The sequence below is a fragment of the Nonomuraea sp. NPDC047897 genome, assembly GCF_043204415.1.
Taxonomy (GTDB): domain Bacteria; phylum Actinomycetota; class Actinomycetes; order Streptosporangiales; family Streptosporangiaceae; genus Nonomuraea.
Genome location: NZ_JBIDCC010000014.1, coordinates 50,767 through 76,278 on the forward strand (window position 1 = coordinate 50,767; position 25,512 = coordinate 76,278).

The 25,512-nt window shown below is 71.5% G+C and carries 29 protein-coding genes, 4 tRNA genes, 2 pseudogenes and 1 riboswitch; of the genes and pseudogenes, 15 read left to right on the forward strand and 20 right to left on the reverse strand.

The window, feature by feature from the left end; genetic code table 11:
- Positions 1–64 precede the first annotated feature (64 nt).
- Together ACGF0J_RS28770 and ACGF0J_RS28775 are read left to right on the forward strand one after the other, a co-directional pair.
- Positions 65–715 carry a TIGR04282 family arsenosugar biosynthesis glycosyltransferase gene (locus tag ACGF0J_RS28770; protein ID WP_393150616.1) on the forward strand — a complete coding sequence of 217 codons (651 nt, stop codon included), beginning with the start codon at positions 65–67 and terminating at the stop codon, positions 713–715.
- On the forward strand, positions 712–1,323 hold the full coding sequence (locus ACGF0J_RS28775; RefSeq protein WP_393150618.1) for a class I SAM-dependent methyltransferase: 612 nt from the start codon (positions 712–714) through the stop codon (positions 1,321–1,323). The genes ACGF0J_RS28770 and ACGF0J_RS28775 overlap by 4 nt, the downstream gene beginning before the upstream one ends.
- 51 nt (positions 1,324–1,374) lie before the next feature.
- Here ACGF0J_RS28775 and ACGF0J_RS28780 read toward each other — a convergent pair whose 3' ends face one another.
- Complete coding sequence (locus tag ACGF0J_RS28780) at positions 1,375–2,058, reverse strand: hypothetical protein (protein ID WP_393150620.1); 684 nt, start codon at positions 2,056–2,058, stop codon at positions 1,375–1,377.
- Positions 2,059–2,147: 89 nt separating this feature from the next.
- On the opposite strand from ACGF0J_RS28780, the gene lpdA reads away from it, so the two are divergent.
- A complete protein-coding gene (gene lpdA, locus ACGF0J_RS28785; protein WP_393150622.1) occupies positions 2,148–3,527 on the forward strand; it encodes a dihydrolipoyl dehydrogenase in 1,380 nt (459 codons plus the stop codon).
- A 51-nt stretch (positions 3,528–3,578) separates the two neighbouring features.
- On the opposite strand, the gene ACGF0J_RS28790 is transcribed toward lpdA, so the two are convergent.
- Complete coding sequence (locus ACGF0J_RS28790; RefSeq protein WP_393150624.1) at positions 3,579–4,034, reverse strand: DUF1772 domain-containing protein; 456 nt, start codon at positions 4,032–4,034, stop codon at positions 3,579–3,581.
- 430 nt (positions 4,035–4,464) lie between these two features.
- Here ACGF0J_RS28790 and ACGF0J_RS28795 point away from each other — a divergent pair, with 430 nt between their 5' ends.
- On the forward strand, positions 4,465–4,641 hold the full coding sequence (locus ACGF0J_RS28795) for a hypothetical protein (RefSeq protein WP_180903821.1): 177 nt from the start codon (positions 4,465–4,467) through the stop codon (positions 4,639–4,641).
- A gap of 113 nt (positions 4,642–4,754) precedes the next feature.
- Here the strand turns inward: ACGF0J_RS28795 and ACGF0J_RS28800 are convergent, their stop codons facing one another.
- The 3 genes from ACGF0J_RS28800 to ACGF0J_RS28810 all read right to left on the reverse strand — a co-directional run bounded on the left by ACGF0J_RS28800 (position 4,755) and on the right by ACGF0J_RS28810 (position 8,588).
- On the reverse strand, positions 4,755–5,078 hold the full coding sequence (locus ACGF0J_RS28800) for a DMT family transporter (RefSeq protein ID WP_393150626.1): 324 nt from the start codon (positions 5,076–5,078) through the stop codon (positions 4,755–4,757).
- A gap of 21 nt (positions 5,079–5,099) precedes the next feature.
- A riboswitch (guanidine-III (ykkC-III) riboswitch) is annotated at positions 5,100–5,166 on the reverse strand.
- Positions 5,167–6,897, reverse strand: coding sequence for an ABC transporter ATP-binding protein (locus ACGF0J_RS28805; protein ID WP_393150628.1), 1,731 nt, complete (start codon positions 6,895–6,897; stop codon positions 5,167–5,169). It abuts the riboswitch before it with no gap.
- Positions 6,894–8,588: an ABC transporter ATP-binding protein/permease gene (locus tag ACGF0J_RS28810; protein ID WP_393150998.1), complete on the reverse strand. Its 1,695-nt coding sequence runs from the start codon at positions 8,586–8,588 to the stop codon at positions 6,894–6,896. Before ACGF0J_RS28810 ends, ACGF0J_RS28805 begins: the two co-directional genes overlap by 4 nt.
- A gap of 98 nt (positions 8,589–8,686) precedes the next feature.
- On the opposite strand from ACGF0J_RS28810, the gene ACGF0J_RS28815 reads away from it, so the two are divergent.
- From ACGF0J_RS28815 to ACGF0J_RS28830, 4 genes are all read left to right on the forward strand, one after another.
- Positions 8,687–9,673 (forward strand): ABC transporter substrate-binding protein, encoded by a 987-nt coding sequence (locus ACGF0J_RS28815; RefSeq protein WP_393150630.1) that lies wholly within the window; start codon positions 8,687–8,689, stop codon positions 9,671–9,673.
- Positions 9,670–10,698 (forward strand): FecCD family ABC transporter permease, encoded by a 1,029-nt coding sequence (locus ACGF0J_RS28820; RefSeq protein ID WP_393150632.1) that lies wholly within the window; start codon positions 9,670–9,672, stop codon positions 10,696–10,698. The genes ACGF0J_RS28815 and ACGF0J_RS28820 overlap by 4 nt, the downstream gene beginning before the upstream one ends.
- A gap of 170 nt (positions 10,699–10,868) precedes the next feature.
- Positions 10,869–11,864 (forward strand): FecCD family ABC transporter permease, encoded by a 996-nt coding sequence (locus ACGF0J_RS28825; RefSeq protein ID WP_393150634.1) that lies wholly within the window; start codon positions 10,869–10,871, stop codon positions 11,862–11,864.
- Positions 11,861–12,667 carry an ABC transporter ATP-binding protein gene (locus tag ACGF0J_RS28830; protein ID WP_393150636.1) on the forward strand — a complete coding sequence of 269 codons (807 nt, stop codon included), beginning with the start codon at positions 11,861–11,863 and terminating at the stop codon, positions 12,665–12,667. Before ACGF0J_RS28825 ends, ACGF0J_RS28830 begins: the two co-directional genes overlap by 4 nt.
- A gap of 32 nt (positions 12,668–12,699) precedes the next feature.
- Here ACGF0J_RS28830 and ACGF0J_RS28835 read toward each other — a convergent pair whose 3' ends face one another.
- The 10 genes from ACGF0J_RS28835 to ACGF0J_RS28880 form a co-directional block, all read right to left on the reverse strand.
- Positions 12,700–13,197 carry a hypothetical protein gene (locus ACGF0J_RS28835; RefSeq protein ID WP_393150638.1) on the reverse strand — a complete coding sequence of 166 codons (498 nt, stop codon included), beginning with the start codon at positions 13,195–13,197 and terminating at the stop codon, positions 12,700–12,702.
- 242 nt (positions 13,198–13,439) lie between these two features.
- Positions 13,440–13,700 (reverse strand): Txe/YoeB family addiction module toxin, encoded by a 261-nt coding sequence (locus ACGF0J_RS28840; RefSeq protein ID WP_393150640.1) that lies wholly within the window; start codon positions 13,698–13,700, stop codon positions 13,440–13,442.
- Positions 13,697–13,990 (reverse strand): type II toxin-antitoxin system Phd/YefM family antitoxin, encoded by a 294-nt coding sequence (locus ACGF0J_RS28845; protein WP_393151000.1) that lies wholly within the window; start codon positions 13,988–13,990, stop codon positions 13,697–13,699. The genes ACGF0J_RS28840 and ACGF0J_RS28845 overlap by 4 nt, the downstream gene beginning before the upstream one ends.
- 201 nt (positions 13,991–14,191) lie before the next feature.
- Positions 14,192–14,731 (reverse strand): GNAT family N-acetyltransferase, encoded by a 540-nt coding sequence (locus ACGF0J_RS28850; RefSeq protein ID WP_393150642.1) that lies wholly within the window; start codon positions 14,729–14,731, stop codon positions 14,192–14,194.
- A gap of 275 nt (positions 14,732–15,006) precedes the next feature.
- The gene (locus ACGF0J_RS28855; RefSeq protein ID WP_393150644.1) at positions 15,007–15,414 is read right to left on the reverse strand and encodes a PIN domain-containing protein; all 408 of its coding nucleotides are present in this window, start codon (positions 15,412–15,414) and stop codon (positions 15,007–15,009) included.
- Positions 15,399–15,659, reverse strand: a complete 261-nt coding sequence (locus ACGF0J_RS28860) for a type II toxin-antitoxin system Phd/YefM family antitoxin (protein WP_393150646.1) — start codon at positions 15,657–15,659, stop codon at positions 15,399–15,401. Before ACGF0J_RS28860 ends, ACGF0J_RS28855 begins: the two co-directional genes overlap by 16 nt.
- Before the next feature lie 276 nt (positions 15,660–15,935).
- Positions 15,936–16,009, reverse strand: a tRNA-Phe gene (locus tag ACGF0J_RS28865).
- Positions 16,010–16,014: 5 nt separating this feature from the next.
- A tRNA-Asp gene (locus ACGF0J_RS28870) sits at positions 16,015–16,089 on the reverse strand.
- Positions 16,090–16,184: 95 nt separating this feature from the next.
- A tRNA-Glu gene (locus ACGF0J_RS28875) sits at positions 16,185–16,257 on the reverse strand.
- Complete coding sequence (locus ACGF0J_RS28880; RefSeq protein ID WP_393150648.1) at positions 16,258–17,799, reverse strand: metallophosphoesterase; 1,542 nt, start codon at positions 17,797–17,799, stop codon at positions 16,258–16,260.
- A 45-nt stretch (positions 17,800–17,844) separates the two neighbouring features.
- Between ACGF0J_RS28880 and ACGF0J_RS28885 the strand changes: the two genes are divergently transcribed.
- Positions 17,845–18,195 carry a metallopeptidase family protein gene (locus tag ACGF0J_RS28885; protein ID WP_393150650.1) on the forward strand — a complete coding sequence of 117 codons (351 nt, stop codon included), beginning with the start codon at positions 17,845–17,847 and terminating at the stop codon, positions 18,193–18,195.
- A gap of 108 nt (positions 18,196–18,303) precedes the next feature.
- Positions 18,304–19,587 carry an MFS transporter gene (locus ACGF0J_RS28890; RefSeq protein WP_393150652.1) on the forward strand — a complete coding sequence of 428 codons (1,284 nt, stop codon included), beginning with the start codon at positions 18,304–18,306 and terminating at the stop codon, positions 19,585–19,587.
- On the opposite strand, the gene ACGF0J_RS28895 is transcribed toward ACGF0J_RS28890, so the two are convergent.
- Complete coding sequence (locus ACGF0J_RS28895; RefSeq protein WP_393150654.1) at positions 19,588–19,899, reverse strand: PspC domain-containing protein; 312 nt, start codon at positions 19,897–19,899, stop codon at positions 19,588–19,590.
- A 91-nt stretch (positions 19,900–19,990) separates the two neighbouring features.
- Between ACGF0J_RS28895 and ACGF0J_RS28900 the strand changes: the two genes are divergently transcribed.
- Positions 19,991–21,145: an acyl-CoA dehydrogenase family protein gene (locus ACGF0J_RS28900; RefSeq protein ID WP_393150656.1), complete on the forward strand. Its 1,155-nt coding sequence runs from the start codon at positions 19,991–19,993 to the stop codon at positions 21,143–21,145.
- Between the two features lie 109 nt (positions 21,146–21,254).
- A tRNA-Lys gene (locus ACGF0J_RS28905) sits at positions 21,255–21,330 on the forward strand.
- A gap of 324 nt (positions 21,331–21,654) precedes the next feature.
- Here ACGF0J_RS28905 and ACGF0J_RS28910 read toward each other — a convergent pair.
- From ACGF0J_RS28910 to ACGF0J_RS28920, 3 genes and pseudogenes are all read right to left on the reverse strand, one after another.
- Positions 21,655–21,882 (reverse strand): annotated as a pseudogene (locus tag ACGF0J_RS28910) (transposase family protein); the annotation flags it as partial.
- Entirely contained in the window at positions 21,873–22,325 is a 453-nt protein-coding gene (locus ACGF0J_RS28915) for a hypothetical protein (protein ID WP_393150658.1), read from the reverse strand. The pseudogene ACGF0J_RS28910 and the gene ACGF0J_RS28915, both read right to left, overlap by 10 nt.
- Before the next feature lie 134 nt (positions 22,326–22,459).
- Positions 22,460–22,694, reverse strand: a pseudogene (locus ACGF0J_RS28920) (transposase); the annotation flags it as partial.
- Between the two features lie 80 nt (positions 22,695–22,774).
- Between ACGF0J_RS28920 and ACGF0J_RS28925 the strand changes: the two are divergent.
- Genes ACGF0J_RS28925 through ACGF0J_RS28935 form a run of 3 tightly spaced genes read left to right on the forward strand, consistent with a single transcriptional unit; the run spans position 22,775 to position 24,651 of the window.
- Entirely contained in the window at positions 22,775–23,266 is a 492-nt protein-coding gene (locus tag ACGF0J_RS28925; RefSeq protein ID WP_393150660.1) for a hypothetical protein, read from the forward strand.
- Positions 23,257–23,718 (forward strand): hypothetical protein, encoded by a 462-nt coding sequence (locus ACGF0J_RS28930; RefSeq protein ID WP_393150662.1) that lies wholly within the window; start codon positions 23,257–23,259, stop codon positions 23,716–23,718. The genes ACGF0J_RS28925 and ACGF0J_RS28930 overlap by 10 nt, the downstream gene beginning before the upstream one ends.
- A 6-nt stretch (positions 23,719–23,724) precedes the next feature.
- A complete protein-coding gene (locus ACGF0J_RS28935; protein WP_393150664.1) occupies positions 23,725–24,651 on the forward strand; it encodes a hypothetical protein in 927 nt (308 codons plus the stop codon).
- Positions 24,652–25,102: 451 nt separating this feature from the next.
- Here the strand turns inward: ACGF0J_RS28935 and ACGF0J_RS28940 are convergent, their stop codons facing one another.
- Complete coding sequence (locus tag ACGF0J_RS28940; protein ID WP_393151002.1) at positions 25,103–25,405, reverse strand: barstar family protein; 303 nt, start codon at positions 25,403–25,405, stop codon at positions 25,103–25,105.
- Positions 25,406–25,512: the final 107 nt, after the last annotated feature.

Consider the following 25,512-nt stretch of genomic DNA (forward strand, 5'->3'; position numbering starts at 1 on the left):
TCGTAAGACCCGGGCGGGGCCGGCGGCCCTACGGTCGGACCATGGAGATCGCCCTGGAGGCGGCATGACGCAGATCGTGACCATCGCCAAGGAGCCGGTGGCCGGCCGGGTCAAGACCCGGCTGACGCCGCCGTTCCGCCCCGCCGAGGCCGCGTTCCTGGCCGAGGCGGCGATCGTGGACACGCTGCGGGCCGTCACCGCCACCCCGGCCGCGCAGCGGGTACTCGCGCTGGACGGGCTGCCGGGGCGCTGGCTGCCCGCCGACATGGTGGTGATCCCCCAGCGCGGTTCAGGCCTGGACGAGCGCCTGGCCGCGGCCTTCGCCGACGCCCACCGGCTCCGCCCCGGGCCGGTGGTGCTCATCGGCATGGACACCCCTCAGGTGACGCCCGGCCTGCTCCTGCGCGCCGTCGAGGAGCTCGACCGCGGCGACGCCGTGTACGGCCCGGCGGCCGACGGCGGCTTCTGGCTGCTCGGACTGCGCCGGCCCGACCCCGCGCTGCTGCTGGGCGTGCCCATGTCCCGCCCTGACACCGGGCGGGAGCAACTCCGGCGGCTGGCGGGGGCCGGGCTGAGCGTGCGGCACCTGCCGGAGCTGACGGACGTGGACACCGCGGCCGACGCCCACCGGGTGGCCGCCGAGGCGCCGGGGTCCCGCTTCGCCGCGGCGCTGCGCGCGGTGACCCGGGTCCCGGCGGAGGCGGCCCTGCGGTGATCGGAGAGCTCTACGCCGACGCCCTCACCGGCACGCCCGTCGAGATCGAGCACGTCGACGGCTCCCGCGCCGTCCTGGAGGCGGCCCGGTGGACGCGCCCCATCGACGGCGACGAGGCCCTGCTTCGCCGGTGCGTCGGCGCCACGCTGGACATCGGCTCCGGTCCCGGCCGACTCACCGTCGCGCTGAACCGGCGGGGCGTCCCGGCGCTGGGCATCGACATCACCCCGCACGCGGTGCGACTGACCCGCGAGGCTGGCGGCTTCGCTCTGCTGCGCAGCGTCTTCGACGAGGTCCCGGGGAGCGGGCGGTGGGAGACGGCGCTGCTCGCCGACGGCAACATCGGCATCGGCGGGCACCCGGGTGCGCTGCTGCGCAGGGTCAGGGAGCTGGTACGGCCGGGCGGCGAGGTCGTCGCCGAGGTGGAGCGACCGGGCGTGACCAGCCGGGTGGACCGGGTGCGGTTGCGCCGAGGCGGGGCCGTGGGCGACTGGTTCGCCTGGGCGGTGGTGTCGGCCGAAGACGTCGCGCGGGTCGCCCGGCCTGCGGGGTTCGGCGTGGCCGGTCTCTGGGAGGAGTCGGGCCGCTGGTTCGCCGCCCTGCGCTGACGTCGTGCCGGGAGCCGCGCCGGGAGCCGCGCCGGGTGCGCGCCGTACGGGTCAGCCCAGGGTGCCGATGACGACGGCGCCCGCGCCGGCGGCCAGAGCCAGCGGGACGGCCCACCACTTCGGGGCGGGCCCGGCGCGCAGCACCCTGACCCCGCACGGCACGAGCGCGACGCACAGGCCGGCGGTGGCCACGACCGACATGGGGCCGGTCCCCTTGAGCACCCCGATCGGCAGCGCCGCGGCCAGCCCGAGCGCGACGGCGGGCACCGCGCCCATGACCCCGGCCCGCCAGAGGCCGGCGGCGAGCACGATCCACCCCGCGAACGTCGCGAGGTTCAGCGGCTGGAAGACGTGGAAGGCCCCGTAGGAGCCGGACACGGCCGCCTCGGCCGGCGCGAGCCCCTGCACGTCCACGAGCTGGAACGCCAGGTGCGAGACGCCCGCGTGGAACGCCCGGGCGAACAGGCCGAGCAGCACCATCGCCCCGCCCCACCGCACGAGCCGGGAGTCCGGCGCCCGGCGCACCAGGGCGAGCACGCCCGGCCACAGGAGCGCGCAGCCGGCGGCGAAGCACCCGTAGGAGGCGCTCATCAGGCCGGGCTCGGCGGCGAAGGCGGCGAGCTGGCCGGGGAAGAAGTCGTCGTGGCCGGCGCGCAGCAGCACACCGGCGAGCAGCAGGACGGGCGCGAGCGTCAGGCTGACGCCCTCGGCCCAGCGTCCGGGGAAGTGGGTCATGCTCCGATCCAACCGGGCCGGGCCGGCCGGGGCACTGGGGTGGGGGCGAGGGTCAGGGGTGGAGCTGGGTGGACGGTATGGTCCGACTCATGAGCACTCACTATGACGTCGTCGTTCTCGGTGCGGGGCCGGGGGGCTACACGGCAGCGGTCCGGTCGGCCCAGCTCGGTCTGCGCGCCGCGGTCGTCGAGGAGAAATACTGGGGTGGCGTCTGCCTGAACGTGGGCTGCATCCCGTCCAAGGCGCTGCTGCGCAACGCCGAGCTGGCCCACATCTTCCACAAGGAGGCCAAGACCTTCGGCATCAGCGGCGAGGTCTCCTTCGACTACGGCGCCGCGTTCACGCGCAGCCGTAAGGTGGCGGACGGCCGGGTCAAGGGCGTGCACTACCTGATGAAGAAGAACGGCATCACGGAGTACGACGGCCGGGGCACGTTCCTCGACGCCAACACGCTTCAGGTCAACGGCGAGACCATCACCTTCGACCACTGCATCATCGCCACGGGCGCCACCACCAGGCTGATCCCGGGCACGACGCTGTCGGAGCGGGTGGTGACCTATGAGGAGCAGATCATGACCGATCAGCTCCCCGGCAGCATCATCATCGCGGGCGCGGGCGCCATCGGCGTGGAGTTCGCGTACGTCATGCACAACTACGGCGTCAAGGTGACCATCGTCGAGTTCCTGGACCGGGTGGTGCCGCTGGAGGACGCGGAGGTGTCGGCGGAGCTGGCCAAGCGCTACAAGCGGCTCGGCATCGACATCATGACCTCGACCCGGGTCGACGCCATCGACGACACCGGCTCCTCGGTCAAGGTGACCGTCACCCGTGACGGGCAGCAGCAGGTGCTCGAGGCCGACAAGGTCATGCAGGCGATCGGCTTCCAGCCGCGGGTCGACGGCTACGGCCTGGAGAAGACGGGCGTGGCCCTCACCGACCGGGGGGCCATCGCGGTCGACGGCCGGTGCCGGACGAACGTGCCGCACATCTTCGCCATCGGCGACGTCACGGCCAAGCTCATGCTGGCCCATGCCGCCGAGTCCATGGGCGTCATCGCGGCCGAGACCATCGGCGACGCCGAGACCATGGAGCTCGACTACGTGATGATCCCGCGGGCGACCTACTGCCAGCCGCAGGTGGCGAGCTTCGGCTACACCGAGGCGCAGGCCCGCGACCTGGGCTACGACGTGAAGGTGGCCAAGTTCCCCTTCACGGCCAACGGCAAGGCGCACGGCCTGGGTGACGCCAACGGCTTCGTCAAGATCGTGAGTGACGGGAAGTACGGCGAGCTGCTCGGCGCCCACCTCATCGGCCCCGAGGTGACGGAGCTGCTGCCCGAGCTGACCCTGGCCCAGCAGTGGGACCTGACCGTGCACGAGGTGGCGCGCAACGTCCACGCCCACCCCACGCTCGGCGAGGCGGTCAAGGAGGCCATCCACGGCCTGGCCGGCCACATGATCAACATGTGACGACCGGCGCGGATGATCGGTACGGCGTGGCCGTACCGATCACGGGCCGGCTCAGGAGAGGTGGATCCCCACGGCGGCCAGCACGAGAGCGGCGGTGGACGAGAGGGAACGCAGGTGGTTCCACGGCATCCAGCGCCGGGTGTAGCCGGCCCAGTCGACGTCGCCCGCTTCGAGGGCGTTGTTGAGCGGCACGTTGACCGCGGCCGTCGGCAGGAAGGTGCCGAGGAGGTAGACCACCGCCGCGGCGACGAAAACCACCCCGGCGGTGGTGTCGCCGTCGCCCATGAGCAGCAGCACGCCGGTGGCCAGTGAGGCGACCGGCGCGAGCAGGTAGGCCGTCAGGAACCACGGGTTCAGGATCTTGATGTTGATGCCGCGCATGGCGGCGGTCGCCTGGGCCGGGCCGGCGGCGTCGAGGCCCCACATGACGGCCGCCGAGAAGGCGAAGAACAACCCTGCCATGAGGCCGTTCAGAAGCACGGCGAGGATGGGGAGAACGGGGAGCATGCCCCGATGATCGCAGGCGGCCGCCGGTCGCGCATGACGTGGGGCGACCGTAGGTGGGCACGCTGCGTGACGGCGTGCCGGGCCTGATGGCCGTACGCCGGACCGATGGAGGGCGAGGCGTGGGGGCCGGATACCACCCCGGCCCCGCCACCGCCCGGCTTAGAAGCTCCGCGAAGAGTCGTCTGCGCCGGTCTGACAATACCGTCTGCTCTGGTGTGATCGCGCACAGTAATCAAAAAGTGATTCCAGAAAACTTCTCGGATTCCGCCTGGCGTCAATGATGCGCTCTGCCCGGATCAAGGCAGTAGAGTGCCGACATCGACAGTCCGTAGTCGGTCCATTACCAACCGTCGCAAATGCGGGCACAGTCGATATAGCTCCGCGAAGTAGTCAAAGGGGGACAACTCCCCGCGTCCGAAAGGGGGACAGAATGCCGTCCCTGGCCTTGCTGAGCGCCGTATGCGTCATCGTCGCCATTCTCTGGCTCACCTACTACGCGATCAGGCGACTGTCAGACGTCGCCCCGACGGCCATCGCGGCCGTGATCGCCGCACTGGCGGCGTTGCTGACCGCTGCCGCCGACCTGTTCGGGCTGCTGCCCATCTGACCCGCGACCGGATCGCCTCCCTCCGCCCGAGCGGTGGAGGGAGGCCCATGCACCGGCCCGCATCGACGTGCCGGGCCCGTCCGAGCCCCGCCCGAGCCCCGCCCGAGCCCCGCTCAGTGGCCGCCGCCCGCCAGGTTCAGGCCGACGACGCCGCAGACGATGAGGGCGATCGACACGATCCGCACCGGCGAGGCGTCCTCGCCGAGCAGCGCCATCCCGAGCACCGCCGTGCCCACCGCGCCGATGCCGGTCCACACCGCGTACGCCGTGCCGACGTCCAGGCTCTTCAGCGCGTACGCCAGCAGCCCGAAGCTGAGCAGCGCGAACGTGACGAAACCCGCGCTGGGCAGCGGCCGGGAGAACCCGTCGCTGAGCTTGAGCGAGTAGGCCATGGCGACCTCGAACAGACCGGCGACGATGACCACGAACCAGGCCATGACGGCTCCTTCCACGATCAGGGAGCGTCGTCTTGGCAGTCCGGGTACGGCGCGTCTCGTCCGGGCCGACCCGGGAGCGGGTCCGCGTTCAGGACAACGGCCCCCGCTCCGGGTCGATTCCCGCACCGGACGGTTCCAGGTTGAGCAAACGGGCCAGCCGGCTGCCGGGCCGGGACATCAGCTCGGCGTAGCCGCCCTGTTCGGCCACCCGGCCATCCTCCAGCAGCACGATGTGGTCGGCCCGGCGGATCGTGGCCGGCCGGTGGGCGACGACTAGCGTGGCCCGGCGCGCGGCCGCCGCCTCCAGGGCACGGGCGAGGCGGGCCTCGTTCTCCGGGTCGAGGTTGGCCACCGCCTCGTCGAGGACGAGCACGGGCGGGTCACCGGCGAGGGCCCTGGCGATGGCGACGCGCGCCCGCTGCCCGCCCGACAGGGCGACACCGCGCTCGCCGGCGGTCGTGTCCGGGTCCAGGTCGAGCTGCGCCGTGCGCAGCGCCGACGTCACGTCGGCTCCGGGGGCGCCGAGGCGCACGTTGTCCGCCACCGTGCCGGCGAACAGGTGCACGTCCTGCGGCACCACGCTGACGTGGGCCGGCAGGTCGGCGACGCGGTCCAGCGGGACGCCGCCGAGCAGGATGCGCCCGCCGTCAGGATCCCAGTAGCGCAGCAGCAGCGACACGCAGGTGGACTTGCCCGCGCCGGAGGCGCCCACGAGGGCGACCGTCCGGCCGGGGGCGACGGTGAACGACACGCCGCGCAGCACCTCGGGGCCGTCCGGGGTGTAGCGGAACCGCACGTCCTCGAAGACCACGGCGTACGGCTCGGCGGGCGGCACCGGGTCGCGCGGCTCGGCGACGTTGGCCGGTGCGGTGACGAGGGCGTGCACCCGCCCGGCGGCCGCCCGCAGCGTGCCGTACTCCTTGAGCAGCGTCGCCACCTGGGCGGCCGGGCCGAGCGACCCCGCCGCGACGACCATCGCGAGCGGGCCGTCGGCCACGGCCAGCTCGCCGGAGCGCACCAGCAGCGCCACGACCAGCAGCGTCCCCGCCGCCGCCAGCGCCAGCAGCGCGTCGATCAGGGCCGCCTCCGCCCCGCCGCGCGCCGCCGCCGCGGCCTGGGCGCGGGCCAGGGCGCGCGTGCGCCGGGCCAGCAGCTCCCTGCGCCGGTCGAGCGCCCCGAACGCGGTCAGCTCCCGCAGCCCCTGAACGGTGTCCACGACGTCGGAGGTCAGCTCCGCCGTGGCCGCGCGCAGCTCGTCACCGTGCCGGCGTGACAGGCGGCGCAGCCACAGCGGGAGCGTGAGCACGCACAGCGCGACCGGCAGGCAGACGGCGAGCAGCCACGGGTGCAGCGCCGCCGCGACGGCCGTGCCCGCGGCGAGCACCACCGAGCCGGTGACGAGCTGGGCGAGGGTGTGGGCGAACAGCCACTCCAACGTCTCCACGTCCGACAGCAGGGCGGCGGACAGGTCGCCGGTGCGCCGTCCGAGCAGCCGGGCCGGGGCGATCCTGGCCACCGCGTCGTACACCTGGCCGCGCAGCCCCGCCAGGACGAGGTAGGCCAGATCGTGCGAGACGTACATCTCCCACCAGGTCGCCAGCGTCACCACCAGCACGAGGACGGCGAGCACGGCGGCGAGCGGCCCCAGCGGGGACGCCTGGCCGGTGACGACCCGGCCGAGCAGCCAGGCCGCGCCCGCGGCGGCCGCCAGGGTCGCGGTCTGGCCGACGAGGTTGGCGACGAGGGTGGCCGTGAAGGCGCGACGGTGACCGCCCACGGCCCCCGCCAGCCACCGCATCGGCGCACTGGGAGGGGTCACGGGGACACCTCCTGGGCGGCGAGCAGACGGTGGTAGCCGCCGGCCGCGGCGGTCAGCGCGGCGTGGTCGCCGCTCTCGGTCACCGCGCCCGCGTCCAGCACGACGATCCGGCTCACGTCCCTGACCAGGGCCAGGCGGTGGGCGATGAGCAGGCAGGTACGGCCGCGGCGCAGCCTGGCCAGCGCCTCCTCGGTACGCGGGTCCACGTGGGAGGTGGCCTCGTCCAGGAGCAGCACGGGAGCGTCCGCCAGCAGGGCGCGGGCGATGGCCAGCCGCTGCCGCTGCCCGCCGGACAGGGTGGCGCCGCGCTCACCCAGCGGGGTCGCGTACCCCTGCGGCAGCGCGGCGACGAAGTCGTGGGCGTGTGCCAGCCGCGCGGCGCGCTCCAGGTCGGCGTCGGAGGCGTCGGGGCGGGCCAGCCGCAGGTTGTCGGCCACCGTGCCGTGGAACAGGTAGGTGTCCTGGGCCACCACGGCGATCCCGGCGCGCAGCGTGGCCAAGGTCAGCTCCGCCAGCGGCAGGCCACCCACCGTGATGACGCCGGCGTCGGGGTCGTGGTGGCGCTGGAGCAGCGCGGCCAGCGTGGACTTGCCCGCGCCGGACGGACCCACCACCGCGACGGTCTCCCCCGCCGGGACGGTGAACGAGACGTCCCGTACGGCCGGCCGCCCGGAGCCCGGGTAGGTGAAGGCGACCCGGTCGAACCTGATCTCCGGCCGGGCCGGGAACGCGGTGACCGTGCCCCCGTCGCGGACCGCCGGCCGCGCCGACAGCAGCTCCTCCAGGCCGTCGGCCGCCGTCAGGCCCAGGTATCCGGCATGCCACGAGTCCGACAGGCCGCGTACGGGCCGGAAGCACTCGACGGCCACCAGCAGCACCGCGAACGCGCTCCACGGGTCGCCCGGCGTCACGGCGACGGCCAGGACCGCGCCGGCGGTGCCCGCCTGGACGAAGAAGGCGCTGAGCCCGCTCTCCACCAGGGAGATCCTGAGCTGGCCCATCGTCGTCAGGTAGAGGGCGCGGGCGCGGGCGGCCAGCTTGGCGCCGATCCGGCCGACCGCGCCGAAGGCGCGCAGCGTGGCCATGCCCTGCAGCGCCTCCAGGTAGTCGGCGGCCAGCTCGGCGAACGCCGTCCATCGGGTCCGGCCCCGGCGCAGCAGGGTGGCGTCCCAGAACCTCGGCACGACGAGCACGCCGCCGACCGCCGCCGCCAGCACGCCGGCCGCGGGGGCGTGCACGGTGAACAGCCAGCCGACCAGCGCCACGGGCACGCAGCAGGTCACGACGACCTGGGGCAGGTAGCGGCTGAAGTAGGCGTCCAGGCCCTCGACGCCGTCCACGAGCGTGGTCTGCACGCGCCCCGTCCGCGCTGCGGTCAGGTGGGCGGGCCCGAGCGCGCCGAGGCGGGCCACCAGCCGGTCGCGCAGCCGGGCCCGGATCAGCGCGCCCGCCCACGCGGCCACGCTCTCCCGCGTCCACAGCAGCACCCCGCGCACCGCGATGGCGGCGAACGCCCAGGCCAGGGGGATGGCCGCGGCGCCGTACCGGCCGGCGGCCAGCTCGCTCAGGGCGGCGGCGAGCAGCAGCGCCTGCGACACGTAGGCGGCGGAGACGGCGAGCCCCACGCCGGCGCAGGCGGCCACGGGGGCCCGCACGTCGCCGGCGAGCTGGAGCAGCCGCCGATGGACCATCACCGGCGACGGCCGCTTCTGAGGAAGGACTTTGCACACACAGCGGCAAATGGTAATCATTACCGGAACCATTTTCACCTTTTTGGGGAGGCTTGACGGTGATTCGTACCGGTGTGGCGGTGTTGCTGCTGCTCACGGCCGCGATGGCGGCCTGCGGACGACAGGACGCCCCCGCGAACACCTCCGCGAGCAGCCCTCGACCGGCCGCCACCACGACCGCCCCCGCGACGCCGGTCACGCCTTCGCTGACCGTCACCGACGCGTCCGGCAAGGCCCTCACCCTGCCCAAGGCCCCCCGGAGGATCGTCTGCCTGACCGGCATCTGCGACGACATGCTCGTCGAGCTGGGCCTGACCCCCGCCGCGACGGCCACACCGAAACTGCTGTCGCGACCCGACTACCTGGGCGCGGCGGCGGCCCGGGTACCCGTGATCCCCGGCGGGTTCGGCGCCGAGGACGCCGCTGCCATCGCCAGGGCCGAGCCCGACCTGGTCATCGGCCTGGCCGGAGTGCACGACCAGCTCCGGGCGGCGGTGGAGAAGTTCGCGCCGCTGTGGGTGGTGAAGGTGGGCGGCCACGAGGACTCCGTCGCCCACCTGCGCGCCCTCGCCGCGCTCACCGGGCGCGGAACGCAGCAGGCCGAAGCCGAGAACCGCTTCCGCGCCAAGCTCGCCGCCGGCCTCGCCACCTCGCGCGCCAAGGGACTCGACCGGGTGACCGCCCTGGCCATGTACGGCAGCACGTCCGTGGGCGTCAACACCACCGACGACGTGCTGGGCGGGTTCCTGTCCGGGTTCTTCGCCTACCCGTGGCCCAGCAAGGGCGGCGGCTTCGAGACCGCGCAGGCCTACAGCGTCGAGGAGATCCTCGCCAAGGCCCCGCAGGTCATCTTCGTGCAGTCGTTCGCGTTCGGCGGCGGCAAGCCCGTGACCGAGACCTACCGGGACAACCCCGTGTGGAAGCGCATCCCGGCCGTCGCCCACGGCAAGGTGTTCGAGGTGCGGCCCGAGCTGTGGGCCTCCGGACGGGGCACCAGGGCGTTCGGGATCATCCTCGACGAGGCGATCGCGAAGGCCGCGGGGTGACCGGCGCCCGCCTGGCGGCCCGCGGCCGGTCGCCGGCGTCCACCGTGGTGGGCGCGGCGCCGGCCGTGCTCGTCACAGCCGGGGTGCTGGCCGCGCTCGTCGCGGCGGGGCTCTGCCTCGGCACGCCGTCCATCGCGCCGCAGCGCCTGCCCGCCGTGCTCGCCGATCCCGCGTCGCTGGAGTACGTCGTGCTCTGGGAGCTGCGCCTGCCCCGCGTCCTCGTCGGCCTGCTCGGCGGCGCCGCCGTGGGCGTGGCCGGGCTGCTGCTGCAGGAGGCGCTGCGCAACCCGCTGGCCGTGCCCGAACTGGCGGGCGTGTCCGCCGGGGCGGCGCTGGCGGTGGTGGTGTGCGTGGTGTGGGCGCTGCCGGTGCCGGTCGCGCTGCACCCCGTCGCCGGGCTCGCCGGGGCCGTCGCCGGGGGCGCGGTGACGCTGGCCGTGGCCGGCACGGCGCGCAGCGCCCAGGGGGTGCTGCTGGTCGGGGCGGCCGTGTCGACCGGGATCCAGGCACTCATGCTGGCGGTGCTCGCCACGGCCGACCGGCTCCAGTACGACCTGCTGTTCCGCTACCTCGTCGGCAGCCTGAACGGCCTCATGTGGGAGCAGGCCGGCCGGGTGCTCCCCTGGTTCGCCGTCGCGGCGCTCCTCGCACCGGCCTGCGTTCCCGCCCTGAACCTGCTGCGGCTCGGCGACGAGGCGGCGGCCGCGCTCGGCAGCCGTGTCCGGGCCGCCCGGCTCGGCGTGCTCGCCGTCGCCGCGCTGCTCGTCGGCTCCGTGGCCGGCCCGTGCGGCCCCGTGGCGTGGGTGGGCTTCGTCGCTCCGCTGCTGGCCAGGCGGCTGCGCCCGTACGGTGGGGCGCGCACGTGGCTGCCCTGGACGGCGGCGCTCGGCGCGGCCGTCACGGTGGCGGCCGATCTGGTCGCCCGGCTGGCGTTCGCGCCGGTCGAGACCCCGCTGGGCGCCTGGACGGCACTCGCCGGCGTCCTCGTCGGCACCGCCCTGCTCCGCCATCGGGCGCGGCCATGAACGGCCCCAACCGGCCCGCTCCCCCACCGACCGCACACACGAACAACCCCAACCCACCCGCTCCCCCACCGACCGCACACACGAACAGCCCGAACCGGCCCGCTCCCCCACCGACCGCAGACACGAACGGCCCGAAGCGGACGGACGGCGTTCGGCCTGGTGTTCCTGGGATGCCTTTCGTCGCGATGCTCTGCGTCGCGGTCCTCGTCGTGGCGGCGGCCGTGGCGCACCTGCTCTCCCCCGGCGTCGCGCCCCGCACGCTGGCGGGCGTGCTCGACGGCTCGCCGCACGGCCTGGCGGAGCGGATCGTCTGGGAGCTCGGACTGCCGCGCCTGCTGACCGCCGCGCTCACCGGGGCGGCGCTGGGCGTGGCCGGGCTGGTGCTGCAGGGAGCGCTCCGCAACCCGCTGGCGGCCCCCGAGTTCACCGGCGTCAACCCCGGGGCGGTGCTGGGCGTGCTCGCCGGGGTGGCGTCCGGAGTCGTACCCGCCGACTCCCCGGCGGGCACCCTGGCCGCCGCCGTGCTCGGCGGAGCCGTAGGCGGCGTGCTGAGCTGGGTGTTCACCGCACGCGGCGGCCCCGAACGGCTCATCGCCGGCGGCCTGCTGTGCTCGGCCGTGCTCGCCGGGCTCAGCACCATGCTGCTCGCCTACCAGCCGGCCCGTTTCGGCAACGCGCTGCGCTGGCTGGTCGGTTCGGCCGAGGGCCGGGTGTGGGATCACCTCGGCGTGGTGAGCTGGTGGATCGTCGCCTGGATCGCCGTCATGTGGGCGTGCTCGCCGGCGCTGGCCGTACTCGCCGGGGGTGACGATCACGCCGCCTCGCTCGGACTGCCCCCGCACGCGGCGCGCGCGGCGGCCCTGGCCGGCGCGGTCGCGCTGACGGCGGGCGCGGCGGGCCTGGCCGGAGCGGTCGCGTTCGTCGGGCTGGCCGTCCCGCACGCCGCCCGGTGGCTGGCCCGCCGCGAGCCCCGCGCCGGTGTCCCCGCCGCCGCCCTGACCGGCGCGGTCGCCCTCATCTGCGCCGACGCCCTCGCCCAGGTCCTCACCCGGCTGGTCTCCGGCGGCGTGCTGGCCCAGCGCGTCGGCGTGCCGACCGGCGTGGTCACCGCCCTGGCCGGCGCCGCCGTCCTGATAGCGCTCGTCCGCAGAGAAAGGACCCCATGACCACCATCGAGGCCCGCGGCCTGGCGTTCTCCTACGGCGGCGATCCGGTGCTGTCGGGGGTCGACCTGACCGTCTCCTCGGGCGAGTTCGTCGCCCTCGTCGGCGTGAACGGCTGCGGCAAGAGCACCCTGCTCAAGATGTTCGCCGGGCTGCTCGGCCCCACCGAGGGAACCGTCCTGCTGGACGGCGTCCCACTGTCCGGGCTCTCCCGCCGCGAGGTGGCCCGCCGGGTCGCCGTCCTGCACCAGACCCTGCCCCCGGTGCCGGGGCTGACCGTGCGCCAGCTCGTCCGGCAGGGCCGCTTCCCCACCCGCGGCGCCCTCGGCATGCTGTGGGAGCCCGACGCCGACCACCACGCCGACCAGGCCCTCGACCTCACCGGCGTGGCCCACCTGGCCGACCGCGTCCTCGACACCCTGTCGGGCGGCGAGCGTCAGCGCGTCCGGCTCGCCCTGGCCGTCGCCCAGCGGGCGCCCGTCCTGCTGCTCGACGAGCTGACCGCCCATCTCGACCTCCGCCACCAACTGGAGGTCCTCAGCCTGGTCCGCGAGCTGCGCGCCACCCGCGGCCTGACCGTCGTCGCCGTCCTGCACGAGATCGACCACGCCGCCCGCTTCGCCGAACGGGTCGTCGCGCTGCACCAGGGCCGGGTGCACGCCGACGGCCCGCCCGGCCAGGTGATCACGCCACGGTTGCTGGCCGAGGTGTTCGGCGTGGCGGGCCGGGTCGTCGTGGACGAGCTGCACGGCACGCCCCGATGCCTCCCCGACCACCCCCTGACACCGAGCTCGCCGAACCTGTGACCCCTGCTGGAACCAGCCTGACCGCAGGTCGCTCACGTGATCTCGTTCACGAAGTATCCGATGACCCCACCGACGGCCGCCATCACCGAACCGGTGATCCAGTCATCCCGGGTGCGCTGGAAGAACGAGGGCCGGTCGCGGCGGTAGGCGTTGATCAGGTGAGCCCCGTCCTGGCGGAACGGCCACCCGAACCTGCCACGGCGTCGCGCCGCGCAGATCTCGTCGATCCGGAAGGCGATGCCATAGCTGCGCGTGTCGGGTTCCGTCAACACCAGAGCCGCGGCACCTCGGTCGAGCCGTACGTCGAGACGAGCGGCAGAGCCTTGCCCAGCGCTCATACAGACCTCGCCGAGGCGCTCAGGGAGTTCGTCGAAGTCCCCCGGCCCCGTGGCGGCGAACCCCGCGCACCGGATCTCCAGCCCGCCCAGTTCGCCCATCAAGCGAGCGATGCCCTGAAGATCTTCCCTGTAGAGGACGACATTCCCGAGAGAACGGATCTCGACGTGTTCGTCCACGCGCTTGATAGCCATGAGGGAATGATCGCCACCACCCGCACCCGACGTGAAGGGCAGGGTCGCGGTCACCGCGTCCACGGACGCCTTGCCGCGCTCGGCCGCGAGACATCAGGTCCAGGTGATCATTCAGCCCTGGGCGCGGACCGGCGGCGCCGATGGCCCCCTGCGCCAAGGATGCCTTGCAGCGCAGGCAGCGCGAAGCCCCGACGCGCCGTCGAAAGCGGGCGAGATGCTGGGGTTTGTCGGCTCGACGGGCGCTACTTCTCGTAGTGGTATCGACAGGCGGCGATCATGATGGTGTCGTCGTTGACACGGTAGACGAGCCGGTGTTCTGAGGTGATACGCCGGGACCAGTAGCCGGACCATTCGTACTTGAGCGGCTCCGGTTTGCCGATGCCTTCGTTCTCGTTGCGGCCTATGTCGGCGATCAGCTGGTTGATCCGTTTGAGGATGCGTCGATCTTCGCGCTGCCAGAAGCAGTAGTCCTCCCAGGCAAGTTCATCGAAAAGGATCTTCATGAGATGGCGTCCTCGTCGGCCAGTTCGCGGACGGCGCCACCTCCGGCCTCCAAACGGGCGACCGCCTCCGACAGACGCCTGCGGTTGACGGGAGAGGCCATCAGATAGAGCGTCTCGCGCATCGACTCGTATTCGCGCTGCGACACCATGACGACGCCTTCTCCGCCAGGGCGGGTGATGAGGACTTCTTCCTGGTCGTCGATGACGGCGTCGAGGGTGGCGGCGTAGTTGGCCCGCGATTCGGACATGGTCATCACCTTCATATCATCAGTGTACACAATGATGTACATCAAAGCCGGAATGGGCCCGGGCGCACCACGACGCCACAGCCTCGGCGAGATGCGCTTCCGCCGCACCTGCGCGACGCTCCTACTCACCCTCGGCTTCCCGCCCCAGGTCGTCCGCGACGCCGCCGGCCACAGCAACATCGAGGCCACGTGACACGTCGTGCTCAGGACGTGCGTGATCATCCGACTGGTGCGGTAGTCAGCTCAGCGGGAGCCCTGAGAGCCGCCTGCGAGGCCCGGTACGGCTCGTTCCAGCTCGACCAGGGCAAGTGGCGGGCCGTCGCCGAAGTCGTGGTCGTGGGTCCTGCCGGTCTCGGCGAAGCCGTTCTTGGCGTAGAAGCGGCGTGCTTGGGCGGAGTCCCGGAGGGTCCACAGATGCACGTCGTCGTATCCGGCGTCTCGCACTCGGTCCAACACAGCCGTCAACAGGACCATCGAGATGCCGCTGCCCCAGACGTCTGGGTGGGCGAAGAAGGTGTGGATCTCCGCGAGGCCGGGGCGGGAGGTGGAGGTCCCGAACCAGGCGAAGGCCGCCGGCCGCTCGTTCAAGTGCGCCAGCAGGATCCCCTCCCCGCCCTCGGCCAGAATGCCGTGCCACTTGGTGCGCCGTTCCTCGATCCCGGCCGCGGCGACCTTCGGCGTGCAGAACGGGCCGTGGGAGACACCCCAGGACAGGGCGTGGATCTCGCCGAGGACGTCCCCGTCACCGGGTTCCGCGGGGCGGACGGTGATCGCATCAGGCATGGGGCCGACCCTACAAGTAGGGTCTACGCGTCCTGGTTGCAGGGCGGGATGACGATGGAGCCTTTGCCGGACTCGACAGTGAAGGAAGCATCTGGCCTCGGAAGGAACGGGTACGCCGACTTCATCCAGGCCACCACTGGAACGGTGAAGCGCGTGCAGGGCTCAGCCCGGACCCAAGAGGACGCCAGGAAGAAGCTGACCGAGCTTTTCCGCCAGGCCGACGAGGAACGTATGGCTACGGTAATGAACGTTGCAGTCAGGGTTGTCGTCGGCGTTCAGCGAGGTACTACCTGAGCGCGCACGCCCGGGAGATCGTCGAATGCAGCAGACGCATCCATCGTCAGCACCGTTCTCGCGGTGGCCACAGCCGTAGCTGCGATCAGCAGATCGTACGCGCCTCGAGACTTGCCCTTTCGCCGGACATGCGCCAGAAGACGGGCGTGGACTCTGGCCACGTCCGTCGTGTACTCCTCGACAGGGATCAACGCGAGAACTTCATCCACAAAGGCCTGCCGATCGGGCCGTCGTGCCGCATCGGCCAGTTCCACGCCGACAAGCAACTCGGCCACAGTGATCGCCGAGATCGCCACGTCATCGGCGTCTCCTATGACCGCGTCCACGGATGCCTTGCCTCGCTCGGCGGCAATGAGCACACCGGTGTCAAGGATCAGGCGTCGGGCCATGTGCCCCTCATCTCGTTGTCGATCACCTCGCGGGCCGCCGCTACGTCAGCTTCGAAATCGGCGTCCAACGTCCCCGCCCTGCTTGCCAGAAACGCCTTGACCATCCGTCCCGGCGCTGTAGGCGCTGGGCCGATCACAGCGATCTGCTTCCCACCGCGAGTCACCACGATCGTTTCCCCATGCTCGACCTCATCGAGAACCGTCGCGAAGCTGCGAGACGCTTCAGTGGCAGTCATCACCTTCATGGAATCAGATTATCTGATCCCTCAGATCGGGCCGCGGAATCCAGGATCCCTTGCGAAGGGCGCCTGGTAGCCGCCCACTGGAGCCGATCTTCCGCCTGACCACCGGAATGGGCACCCCCGAGGTCTACTCGACTCGCCCTGTCAGGTACATCGTGGGCCTCATGGCTTCCTGATTCGCTCCCCGCGGGCGACCATCCGTCTGGCGTTGCCGTCAGTAGACGCGAAAACGCCCCGGAGCGATCTTCGCTTCGGGGCATCTTGGCTGGTCGTGTGAGGTGGTCAGGGGCGGGGTCGAACCGCCGACCTTCCGCTTTTCAGGCGGACGCTCGTACCAACTGAGCTACCTGACCCAGAGCGGTCCTGACGGGACTTGAACCCGCGACCTCCACCTTGACAGGGTGGCGAGCACTCCAAACTGCTCTACAGGACCTTGCGTTGTCTTTCCTTGCCTTGCGACTCGTTTAGCTTACCAGTCTTTCGGAGGTCTTCGACCATCCGTTTCCCGGTGCGCCAGGCGCGTCGCGGTGCCCCCAACGGGATTCGAACCCGTGCCGCCGCCTTGAAAGGGCGGTGTCCTAGGCCGCTAGACGATGGGGGCTTAGGATTCCCTGTCGCCTTCCGTCGGAGACCTCTGAAGCATAGGGGACGATCGCCCCTGATGCCAAAGTGGCGGGCCGGCGGCCGGCGTCGGGGAGCCGCTCACGGTCCCCGTTGGCGACGGGGCGTTCGTTGGCTCAGGGGAAATCATACGTCCAGGCTCGTCCTCCACGTGACGCTGGACGTACACCGACTGCTCCCCGAGCCCGCCCAGCGTGATGTCGTCCCAGGCCTGCAGGCGTCTGGTCTCCCGGTCGAAGTAGAGGACGGAGGCCTGGACGGGGGTGGGCGCGGCGTGTTCGAGGGCGCGCAGGCCGGCGCCGCCGGTGGAGCCCTGGACCATGACGCGGGTGCCGGTGGGCAGGAGCGCGGTGGACCGCTTGTGGGCGTGCCCGGCCAGGACGAGCGGGGTGGCGCCGGAGAAGCCGCGGGCGACGATGTCGTCGTGCACGGCGACCAGGTCGGCCCCGGCCAGGTTGGGGACGCGGGCGCGGCCGTACTGCCGCAGGTTGGCCGGATCCGCGTCGGCCGCCACCGACTTGTCCGGGGTGAAGCGGGGATCGCCGAGCCCGTAGATCTTCAGGCCCGCGACCGTCCGGGTCCGGTCGTCCAGCACGACGGCGTTCTTCTGCCTGGCCACGGCCTGCTGCGTGACCATCGAGTCGTGGTTCCCGCGGACGAACACGTACGGCACGCCGAGGCGGCCGATCTCCTCGACGAACTTGTTCTCGGCCTTGGTGCCGTGGTCGGAGATGTCGCCGGTGTCGACGATCAGGTCCACGGAGAACTGGTCCTTCAAAGAGCGGATGACGTTCCAGCCGATGGGGTTGATGTGGATGTCCGACACGTGGAGCACCCGGATGGAACGCGGGTCCGCGTCGTACACGGGCAATGTCGAGACCGTGTCGTACAGCTTGGAGACGTTCGTCACGAGCTTGGTGAGCTGCGACCGGTACGACTCGAACTTCGTCACGATCGACTCGGCGCTACCGACCAGGGACGGCGCGGCGGCCACCAGGCCGGAGTAGCGCGGTTCCACCAGCGAGCCGGGCCGGAACGTGAGCGCCGCGAGGGCACCCGTGGCGGCGAGCCCCACGGCGGCGGCCAGCAGGCCCGACAGGGCGACGCGCGGGCGCCGGTAGACCATGAGGACGGCCAGCAGCGCCCCCGCGCCGGCGCACAGCAGCGAGCGGATGACCAGCGCCCGCACTCCGTCGAGCAGATCGCGCTCGACGATCTCGGGGAGGCGGTCGGCCAGCCGCGGGTCCTCGAGCAGCGACTTGGCGCGCTCCTGGTCGATGTTCTCCAGCGTGATGCGCAGGCGCAGCGGGGCGTCGTGGGTGCGGAAGGTCAGCGTGCCCAACGGGCTGGCGTCGACGACGGTCTCGCCGCCCCACGCCGGGCGGAGCGACATCCCGGTCTCCACGGGCCCGATCTGGGTCCTGACGGTGCCGCTGAGGAAGATCCCCAGCCAGGCCCCGACGGCGGCGACGAGAAGCACGACCAGCGCCCTCGACGCGCGTGAGCGGATGACTGCGTTCAAGCTGCGGACGAACTTCATACGGACTTACCTGACCAGCGGGGCAGAATGGCAACTGTGATCGACGTATCGCGGGAGAGGTTCGAGGAGCTCGTGGCCGAGGCGCTCGACACGATCCCACCCGAGCTGACGCAGGCGATGAGCAATGTCGTCGTCACGGTGGTCGACGAACCCCCCGAGCCGGACCTGCTGGGCCTCTACACAGGTGTCCCCCTAACCGAGCGCGGCGACTGGTACTCAGGGGTTCTGCCCGACCGGATCGAGATCTACCGTCATTCGATCTGCCGAGTGTGCGACACGGAGGACGACGTGGTCGACGAGGTGCGCATCACGGTCGTGCACGAGGTGGGCCACCACTTCGGCATCGACGACCAGAGACTGCACGAGCTGGGCTGGTGATCCGCCCGGCGGGTTGACCGCTTCCGCTTGCGGTGCGGGCCGGGTTCAGGCACCTTAGGTGACATACTGAACACGCTCAGTCAGGCACAGCGGAGTCCAATGGGGGCCATGCGGACGCGACGGCTGCCGGGGCGGCATCGCCGTGCTGGAGACCATCACGCCACCTACGGCGAGGTCATCGCCATCAGCGAGTTCCGCGCGCTCTGGTACGGCCAGGGCCTGTCGCTGCTGGGCGACCAGCTCGCCCAGGTGGCGCTCGCGGTGCTCGTCTACGACCGCACCGGCTCGCCGCTGGCGACCGCCGCCGTCTACGCCCTGACCTACCTGCCGTCCATCGTGGGCGGGCCGGTGCTGGCCGGCCTGGCCGACCGGTTCGCCCGCCGGGGCGTGATGCTGGCCTGCGACCTGGCCCGGGCCGCGCTGGTCTCCGTGATGGCGCTGCCGGGCATGCCGTTCTGGCTGTTGTGCGGGCTGGTGTTCCTGGTCGTGCTGCTCAGCGCGCCGTTCTCGGCGGCCCGCGCGGCGTTGCTGCCCGAGGTGCTGGAGGGCGACCGGTACGTGGTCGGCTCCGCGTTGCAGAACATGACCAACCAGGCCGTGCAGATGCTGGGGTTCGCCGCGGGCGGGGCGGTGATCGCCGGCATGGGCCCCTACCGGGCGCTGGCGCTCGACGCGGCGACGTTCCTCGGCTCCGCGCTGATCCTGGTCACCGGCGTACGGCGGCGCCCGGCCGCGAGCTCCGACGGCCCGAAGGCGTCCATGTGGACGACGACCAGGGCCGGCGCGCGGCTGGTGTTCGGCGATCGGAGGCTGCGCACGCTGGTGCTGTTCGCGTGGCTGTGCGGGTTCTACATCCTGCCGGAGGGGCTGGCCGCGCCGTACGCCGCGCGGCTCTACACCGGCACGCTGCCGGTGCCGGTGATCACCGGCCTACTGATGGCGGCGATGCCGCTGGGGACGGTGGTGGGGGCGTTCGTGTTCAGCAGGTTCGTCGCGCCGTCGAGACGGCTGCGGATGATGGGCTGGCTGGCCACTCTGAGCTGCCTGCCGCTCGTGGTGACCGCGCTGCGGCCGCCGCTGGCCGTGGTGCTGGCGGCGTGGGTCCTGTCGGGGATCGGAGGCGCCTACCAGCTCGCGGCCAACGCCGCGTTCGTCCAGCGGGTGCCCGCCGAACGTCGTGGGCAGGCGTTCGGCCTGGTGCAGTCGGGGCTGATGGCCGTACAGGGCGCCGGGATCCTGCTGGGCGGGCTGGCGGCGGAGAGACTCGGCCCCGAGCCGGTGATCGCGCTCGCCGGCGTCGTGGGAGTGGTGTGCGCGGTCGCGCTGGCCCTGGTCTGGGCCGAGTCCCGCCGTGACAAGGACGCCCGTGCCGGTGCCCCGGCCACCACCTGATCACTGCTGGGTCTTCGGCCGGTCGTCCCAGGTGTCGGTGGTGCCCTGCCAGGTGTCGGCGGACGTGGACTTGGCCTGCTGCTTGTTGATGAGATCCTGGACGATGGAGGAGTCGCTGCCCTCGTCCGGCATGAGCAGCCAGCCGATCGCGTACACGCCGATCCCCATCCCGCCGAACAGCGTCGCGATCGCCAGTCCGATGCGGATCAGGTTGGCGTCGATGCCGAGGTAGTGTCCGACGCCCGAGCAGACGCCGGCGATGATCCGGCCGTCGCGGGTCCTGCGCAGCTGCTTGATGCTCTTTTCGTTCATGCCTCCAGACTGCCCCTGCGCAGGGCGTTCGCACATCGGGATTCCCCCTGGTAGAACCCTGGTAGTCCCTTACGCGAAGGAAGGACACGGCATGGACGACCTGCTGCGCGTCGACGACCGGCTCAGCGGTGACCAGCGGTTGATCCGCGACACGGTGACGTCGTTCGTCGCCGACCGGGTCCTGCCGCACGTGGCCGACTGGTTCGAGGAGGGCACCTTCCCAGCGCGTGAGCTGGCGCCCGAGCTGGGCTCGCTCGGCCTGCTCGGCATGCACCTGGAGGGCTACGGCTGCGCCGGCACCGACGCCGTCTCCTACGGCGTGGCCTGCCGCGAGCTGGAAGCCGGCGACTCGGGCCTGCGCTCGTTCGTGTCGGTACAGGGCTCGCTCGCGATGTTCCCCATCTGGCGGTACGGCTCCGAAGAGCAGAAGCAGGAGTGGCTGCCCCGGATGGCGGCCGGCGAGGCGATCGGCTGCTTCGGCCTCACCGAGCCCGACCACGGCTCCGACCCGGCCGGCATGCGCACCTACGCCAAGCGCGACGGCTCCGACTGGGTGCTCAACGGCTCCAAGATGTGGATCACCAACGGTTCCGTCGCCGACGTGGCCGTGGTGTGGGCGCAGACCGACGAGGGTGTCCGCGGGTTCGTGGTGCCCACCGACACGCCCGGCTTCTCCGCCCCCGAGATCCACAAGAAGCTGTCCCTGAGAGCGTCGATCACCTCGTCGCTGTACCTCGACGACGTCCGGCTGCCCGGCTCCGCCGTTCTGCCCGGCGTCACGGGCCTCAAGGGCCCGCTGTCGTGCCTCACGGAGGCCCGCTTCGGCATCCTGTGGGGCGTCGTGGGCGCCGCCCGGTCATGCCTGGAGGCCGCGGTCGAGTACGCCAAGACGCGCGTGCAGTTCGGCAAACCGATCGGCGCCTTCCAGCTCACCCAGGAGAAGCTGGCCTGGATGTACGTCGGGATGACGCAGGCGTCCCTGACCGCCTTCCACCTGGGCGAGCTGAAGGACGCCGGGCGGCTGGAGCCGCGCCAGGTCAGCTTCGGCAAGCTGGCCAACGTCCGCGCGGCGCTCGACATCGCCCGCCAGTCCCGCTCGGTGCTGGGCGGCAACGGAATCACCCTGGAGTACCCGGTGATCCGGCACATGAACAACCTGGAGTCGGTGCTGACGTACGAGGGCACGGAGGAGATCCACACGCTGGTCCTGGGCGAGGCGCTCACGGGGATCGCGGCCTATCGGTGAGCTTGCGGGCTTCTCGCCGGAAACCGGCGGGAAGCCCCATCCGTTACTGTGATGAGGGCCGTTACGACGTCGCGTACCAGGCGGTAGTCTCTGTACCCTTGCTGTGCATGGGGCGTTAGCTCAATTGGCAGAGCTGCGGACTTTTAATCCGTAGGTTCCGGGTTCGAGCCCCGGGCGCCCTACCACTCCTCGCCTCGCATTCTGGCCCTGAGCTGGGCTTTCACCTTGATGCTGCGTGTGGCCCGTAGGCAGGTGAATGCCGTCCGAAGCAGCCGTATGCCAGGCGTCGCGGAACATACGCGGAATGGATCTCGGCGCGTTTCTCCAGGTCGGCTCTGAGATTCGGCGGCGTTCCGGAGGCATTCCGGGGGCCGACACGACGAAGGACCCCGAGGCGTCTCGGGGTCCCGCTGCCAGGTGAGCTGTCACGCGACGAGGGCATCCAGGATGCGCTGATTGGCGACCTCGCGTTGGCCGTCGATGCACTTGGCGTACACCCTGAATGATTTTCATCCTCGGGCGGCGTGGGCGACACGGTGGTTCTGAAGGACGGCGATGGCCTTACAGAGGTGGCCGGCCTTGGAAGGGCTGTAGCGTAACTTTCGCAGGATCTTCCAGCCTTTGAGCTGGGCGTTCGCGCGTTCGCCGGGTCCGCGAAGTCTGGCGTGGGCGCGATTGGCCCGCCGGCGCCCGCCGTCTCTCGCGACGGCGGGGCGGGCGGTCCGGATCAAATGACGCCGCTCTTCCCGACGCAGCTCGTGACACCGTTCCTACCGGCCAGCTTCACGAAGACCCGATGCGCCCTCGGCCGGGTCGCCGAGATCGCCCTGCTGCCGGCGTTGCCCGTGATCACGGTCGCCAGGAACTCGGCGTCCGGAAGGCCGCCCCGATCCTGGACGAGGCTGACCTTGACCGTGGTGGGGCCTCCGGAGGCCGTCCAGTGGACACGGCTGAAGCGGTGCCCATACGTCGTGTCGATGTAGGTGACGGTCACCTTCAGCCTGTAGGACCCCTTCGAACAGGTCGCGACGAGGGCCTTGGCTGCCGACGTGGTCACCGACGCCGCCGGCGCGGACGCCGAGGCGGACGCGGTCACCGACGCCGACGCGGGCGCGGGCGCGCCCATCATGGCCACGGCCCCCATGGCCCCGAGGACGACCGCGGTACGCATGATCTTCATATGGTTCCCTCCGTTGATTTCCCGTCGAGGTGAGACCATACGGAGACGCGGTATGGCGGAGGTATGTCCCAATCAGACCACTCGGAGCGCGCTACTGCTGTGACCGGAAACAATCACCGGGTTGGGTGAAGGGTTCAGGCTGCTGTTGCGAGTGGTCGTCTGCCCCAGCGGATGCCTTTCTCGCTGCGTACGCGGGCGCGTTCGCGGCGTTGGGCGGTCGATCGGGTTGGCCCGGGAGGCGTGGGTCGGCGTGAACAGCAGCCTGACCTTGTGCTTCTCAGCCCAGGCGCGGATGCGCCAGTTCTTGTGCGCCGACAGGTTATCCAGGATGACGTAGCTCGGGGCGCCGTCCGGACTCCACTCCCGTAGACGGCCCCATCGACATCGAAGCGCTCGCGGGCGCGGTCGCCGCCGCCAACCGCAACTACCAGGCGTGCCGATACGCCGAGGTGACCGCCAAACTGCCGGTCCTTTTGCGCCGGCTCCGCGCCGCCTGCGCCTGTCTGCACGGCGACGAGCGGCTACTAGCTCACGCCCTGTGCGCCGAGGCGTACCACGTGACCGCCTCCCTCCTGCTCAAGCAGGAAGACAAGGGCCTGGCATGGCTCGCCGCGGACCGCAGCGTCCAAGCCGCGAACGCCAGCCAGAGCCCCCTCATGATCGGCTCAAGCTCCCGGATCATCACTCACGCCCTCATTGACGGCGGACACCACCGCGCCGCCACCGACAACGCACGCGGCCTGGTGATCACCAGCGGCGGCGTGCAGCACAAGCGACTGTTGCGCCTGCAGCCCGCCCTGGTCGCCGGCTTCAGCATCACGTGCCCCGCTGACGCGACGACCCGGCGCAGGTCAGCGATATACCGGCAATATACCGCCGCTCTCTATCGTCTCTCAGGCAATGCAGGTCAACGACGACGAGAGAAGGCATCATGCGACTGACCACCGTTCTACGGAAGGCGGCGATCGTCGGGCTGGCGGTGGGGGTGTGCGGCGCCATGGGCGCCTCGGCCTCCGCGTCCGCGTCCGCGTCCGCGTCCGACAATCGGTATCTCAGCGGTGAGTGCTCGAAGGACAACAAGAGGCTCGGCGGCACCGCGCGGTACTACTACAACAACGCCGGAGGCGACGTCTTCACCAAGTTCAGCTGGAACATCTCCGGCAGCGTCGGATCGAAGAACAACGTGGCCATCGACGTGTACGTCGACAAGAACAACGCAGTCGACCCTTGGGAGGGCGGGTACTACACGGACAGTGCGAAGAAGGGGTCGGGCAGCACGACGGTCCATATCAATGCGCCGGCCAAGGAGAAGGTCTACGTGCGCTTCGGCGTGGACTTCGACAAGGCCAACGCCGTCGACCCCTCGTGCAGCTTCCAGACCAAGCGGATCTAGGGGCCGATGAACCACCGCGCACTCGCCGGGTTCCTGCTCGCCGCGCTGGCTGTCGCCTCGTGTTCCGCCACGGACGAGCAGGAGCGCATCGCCCCGGTCTTCGTCGCCGCCTCCTCGACGGGGGCGATCCTGTACGACCCGGAGGCCGGTTCGTACCTCGGATACTCCTCGGACGGCCGGCGGGTGTGGACGGACGATCAGGCCGCGATCTGCGCAGCCCGCTGCCCGGAGGCGGCCTTCTCCACCGCCACCCGGAAGGTGCTGAGCTGGGTGGGCGAGCGAAACATGGTGGTCGCTGAGGGCGATGAGCTGCGGATCGTTCGTCCTGACGGGACGAAGGACCGCCGTCCGGTCGCCGACGCGGGCAAAGCCCTGTGGCGGGAAAGCCCGGACAGGCGGGCGGCCCTGCTGCTGTACGCCGATCCCACCGCGGCCGGCGGGGAGATCCTGCGCTTCCGGCGGGACGCTCGCGGGTGGCGGGAGACCGGGGAGCGCCTGCCCTCCGGAGGGTACTGGGGTGCCTGCGTGGGCGGGGACTGGGCGATCCTGACCGGTGAGCGCGGCGGGCTTTTCAAGGGGGGAGCCGTAGCTCCGCTCCAGGTCGATCTCGACCAGGTGGGGGAATGCGTGGTCGGTACGGCAGGCGGCGCGGTGGTCTCGCGGTACGTCGATGACCGCGGTGTGCATCACACCGAGGTACGCGGCATCGACTCGAGCGGCCGGCAGAGGTGGTCGCGTGACATCGCGACTCGGGCCGGCGTGATCACCGATCCTTCCGGCGCGGTCGGTCTGGTCCACGGTGGTGAGCTGGAACTGCTGGACGCCGAGGGAGAGGTACGGCGGCGGCACGCGGACGTCGTCGCGGCCGGCTTCACCGAGACAGGGCAACTGGTCACCATGAACGCCGAAGGCAAGGTCACCTGGACCGCGTAGGCGCGGCCGGTGTTGCGCGACCCCTGAGCCAGCGGAACCGTACTTCGGGTTCGGGTGGTTGATGGCGCCGGAACCGATCTCCACCGGGGTGGGTCAGCGGGTACGGCGGGCGATGAAGGTGATCACGCCGGTGGCCGTCGCCACCGCCGCGAGCCAGATGAGGACGTCCCCGGCCGACAGCCCACCCCCGCCGCCGTCGGCCGTGGCCTGGGGCGACGCCTTCGGCGTGGTCGCGGCCCTGGCGGGGCTTGGGGGTGGGGGCGGGCGTGGGCTGGGCGCGGGCCGGCAGCGGGACCCGGTAGACCGGGCTCTTCGGCCCCTCCGTGCCGGTGAGCAGCGCCTTGCCGTCCCTCGTGTACGCGATCGACTCGGCCTGTTCGAGCTCCGGCATCATCACCCTGAAGATCGTTTCGCCGGAGGGTTGTAGAGGGTGGCGGAGAATGCAGCCTGTCTACTCCACGCGACGGTCCGCGTCGAGCCACTCCGCGTCGTTCCATGCAACGGCGGTCGCCCCCACCGGCTGGAACACGATGCGCGGATCGTCGGACTGCACCAGGCAGAACATGCGGTGGCCCACCAAAATCGCCGATCGCGCGTTCCAGGCGATGATGTCGAGGGCCCTCTGGGCAACCTCCGGACAGCGTGCTGCGAAGCTGTCGTACCCGATGAGCACCAGGACCAGCCCGGTCGCTTCGGGTGACATCCCGTAGTCACCGGACGCGACATCGTCCAGGCAGTCATTGAGCGCATTCAGGTTGCCGGAAGGTCAACTGAAGGGCGCGGCGGAAGAGGTCGCCCGGCACGCCAGGTTCAGCTTGATCGCAGACACGTCCAAGCACCGGCAAAGCCGCCTTTCGGCGG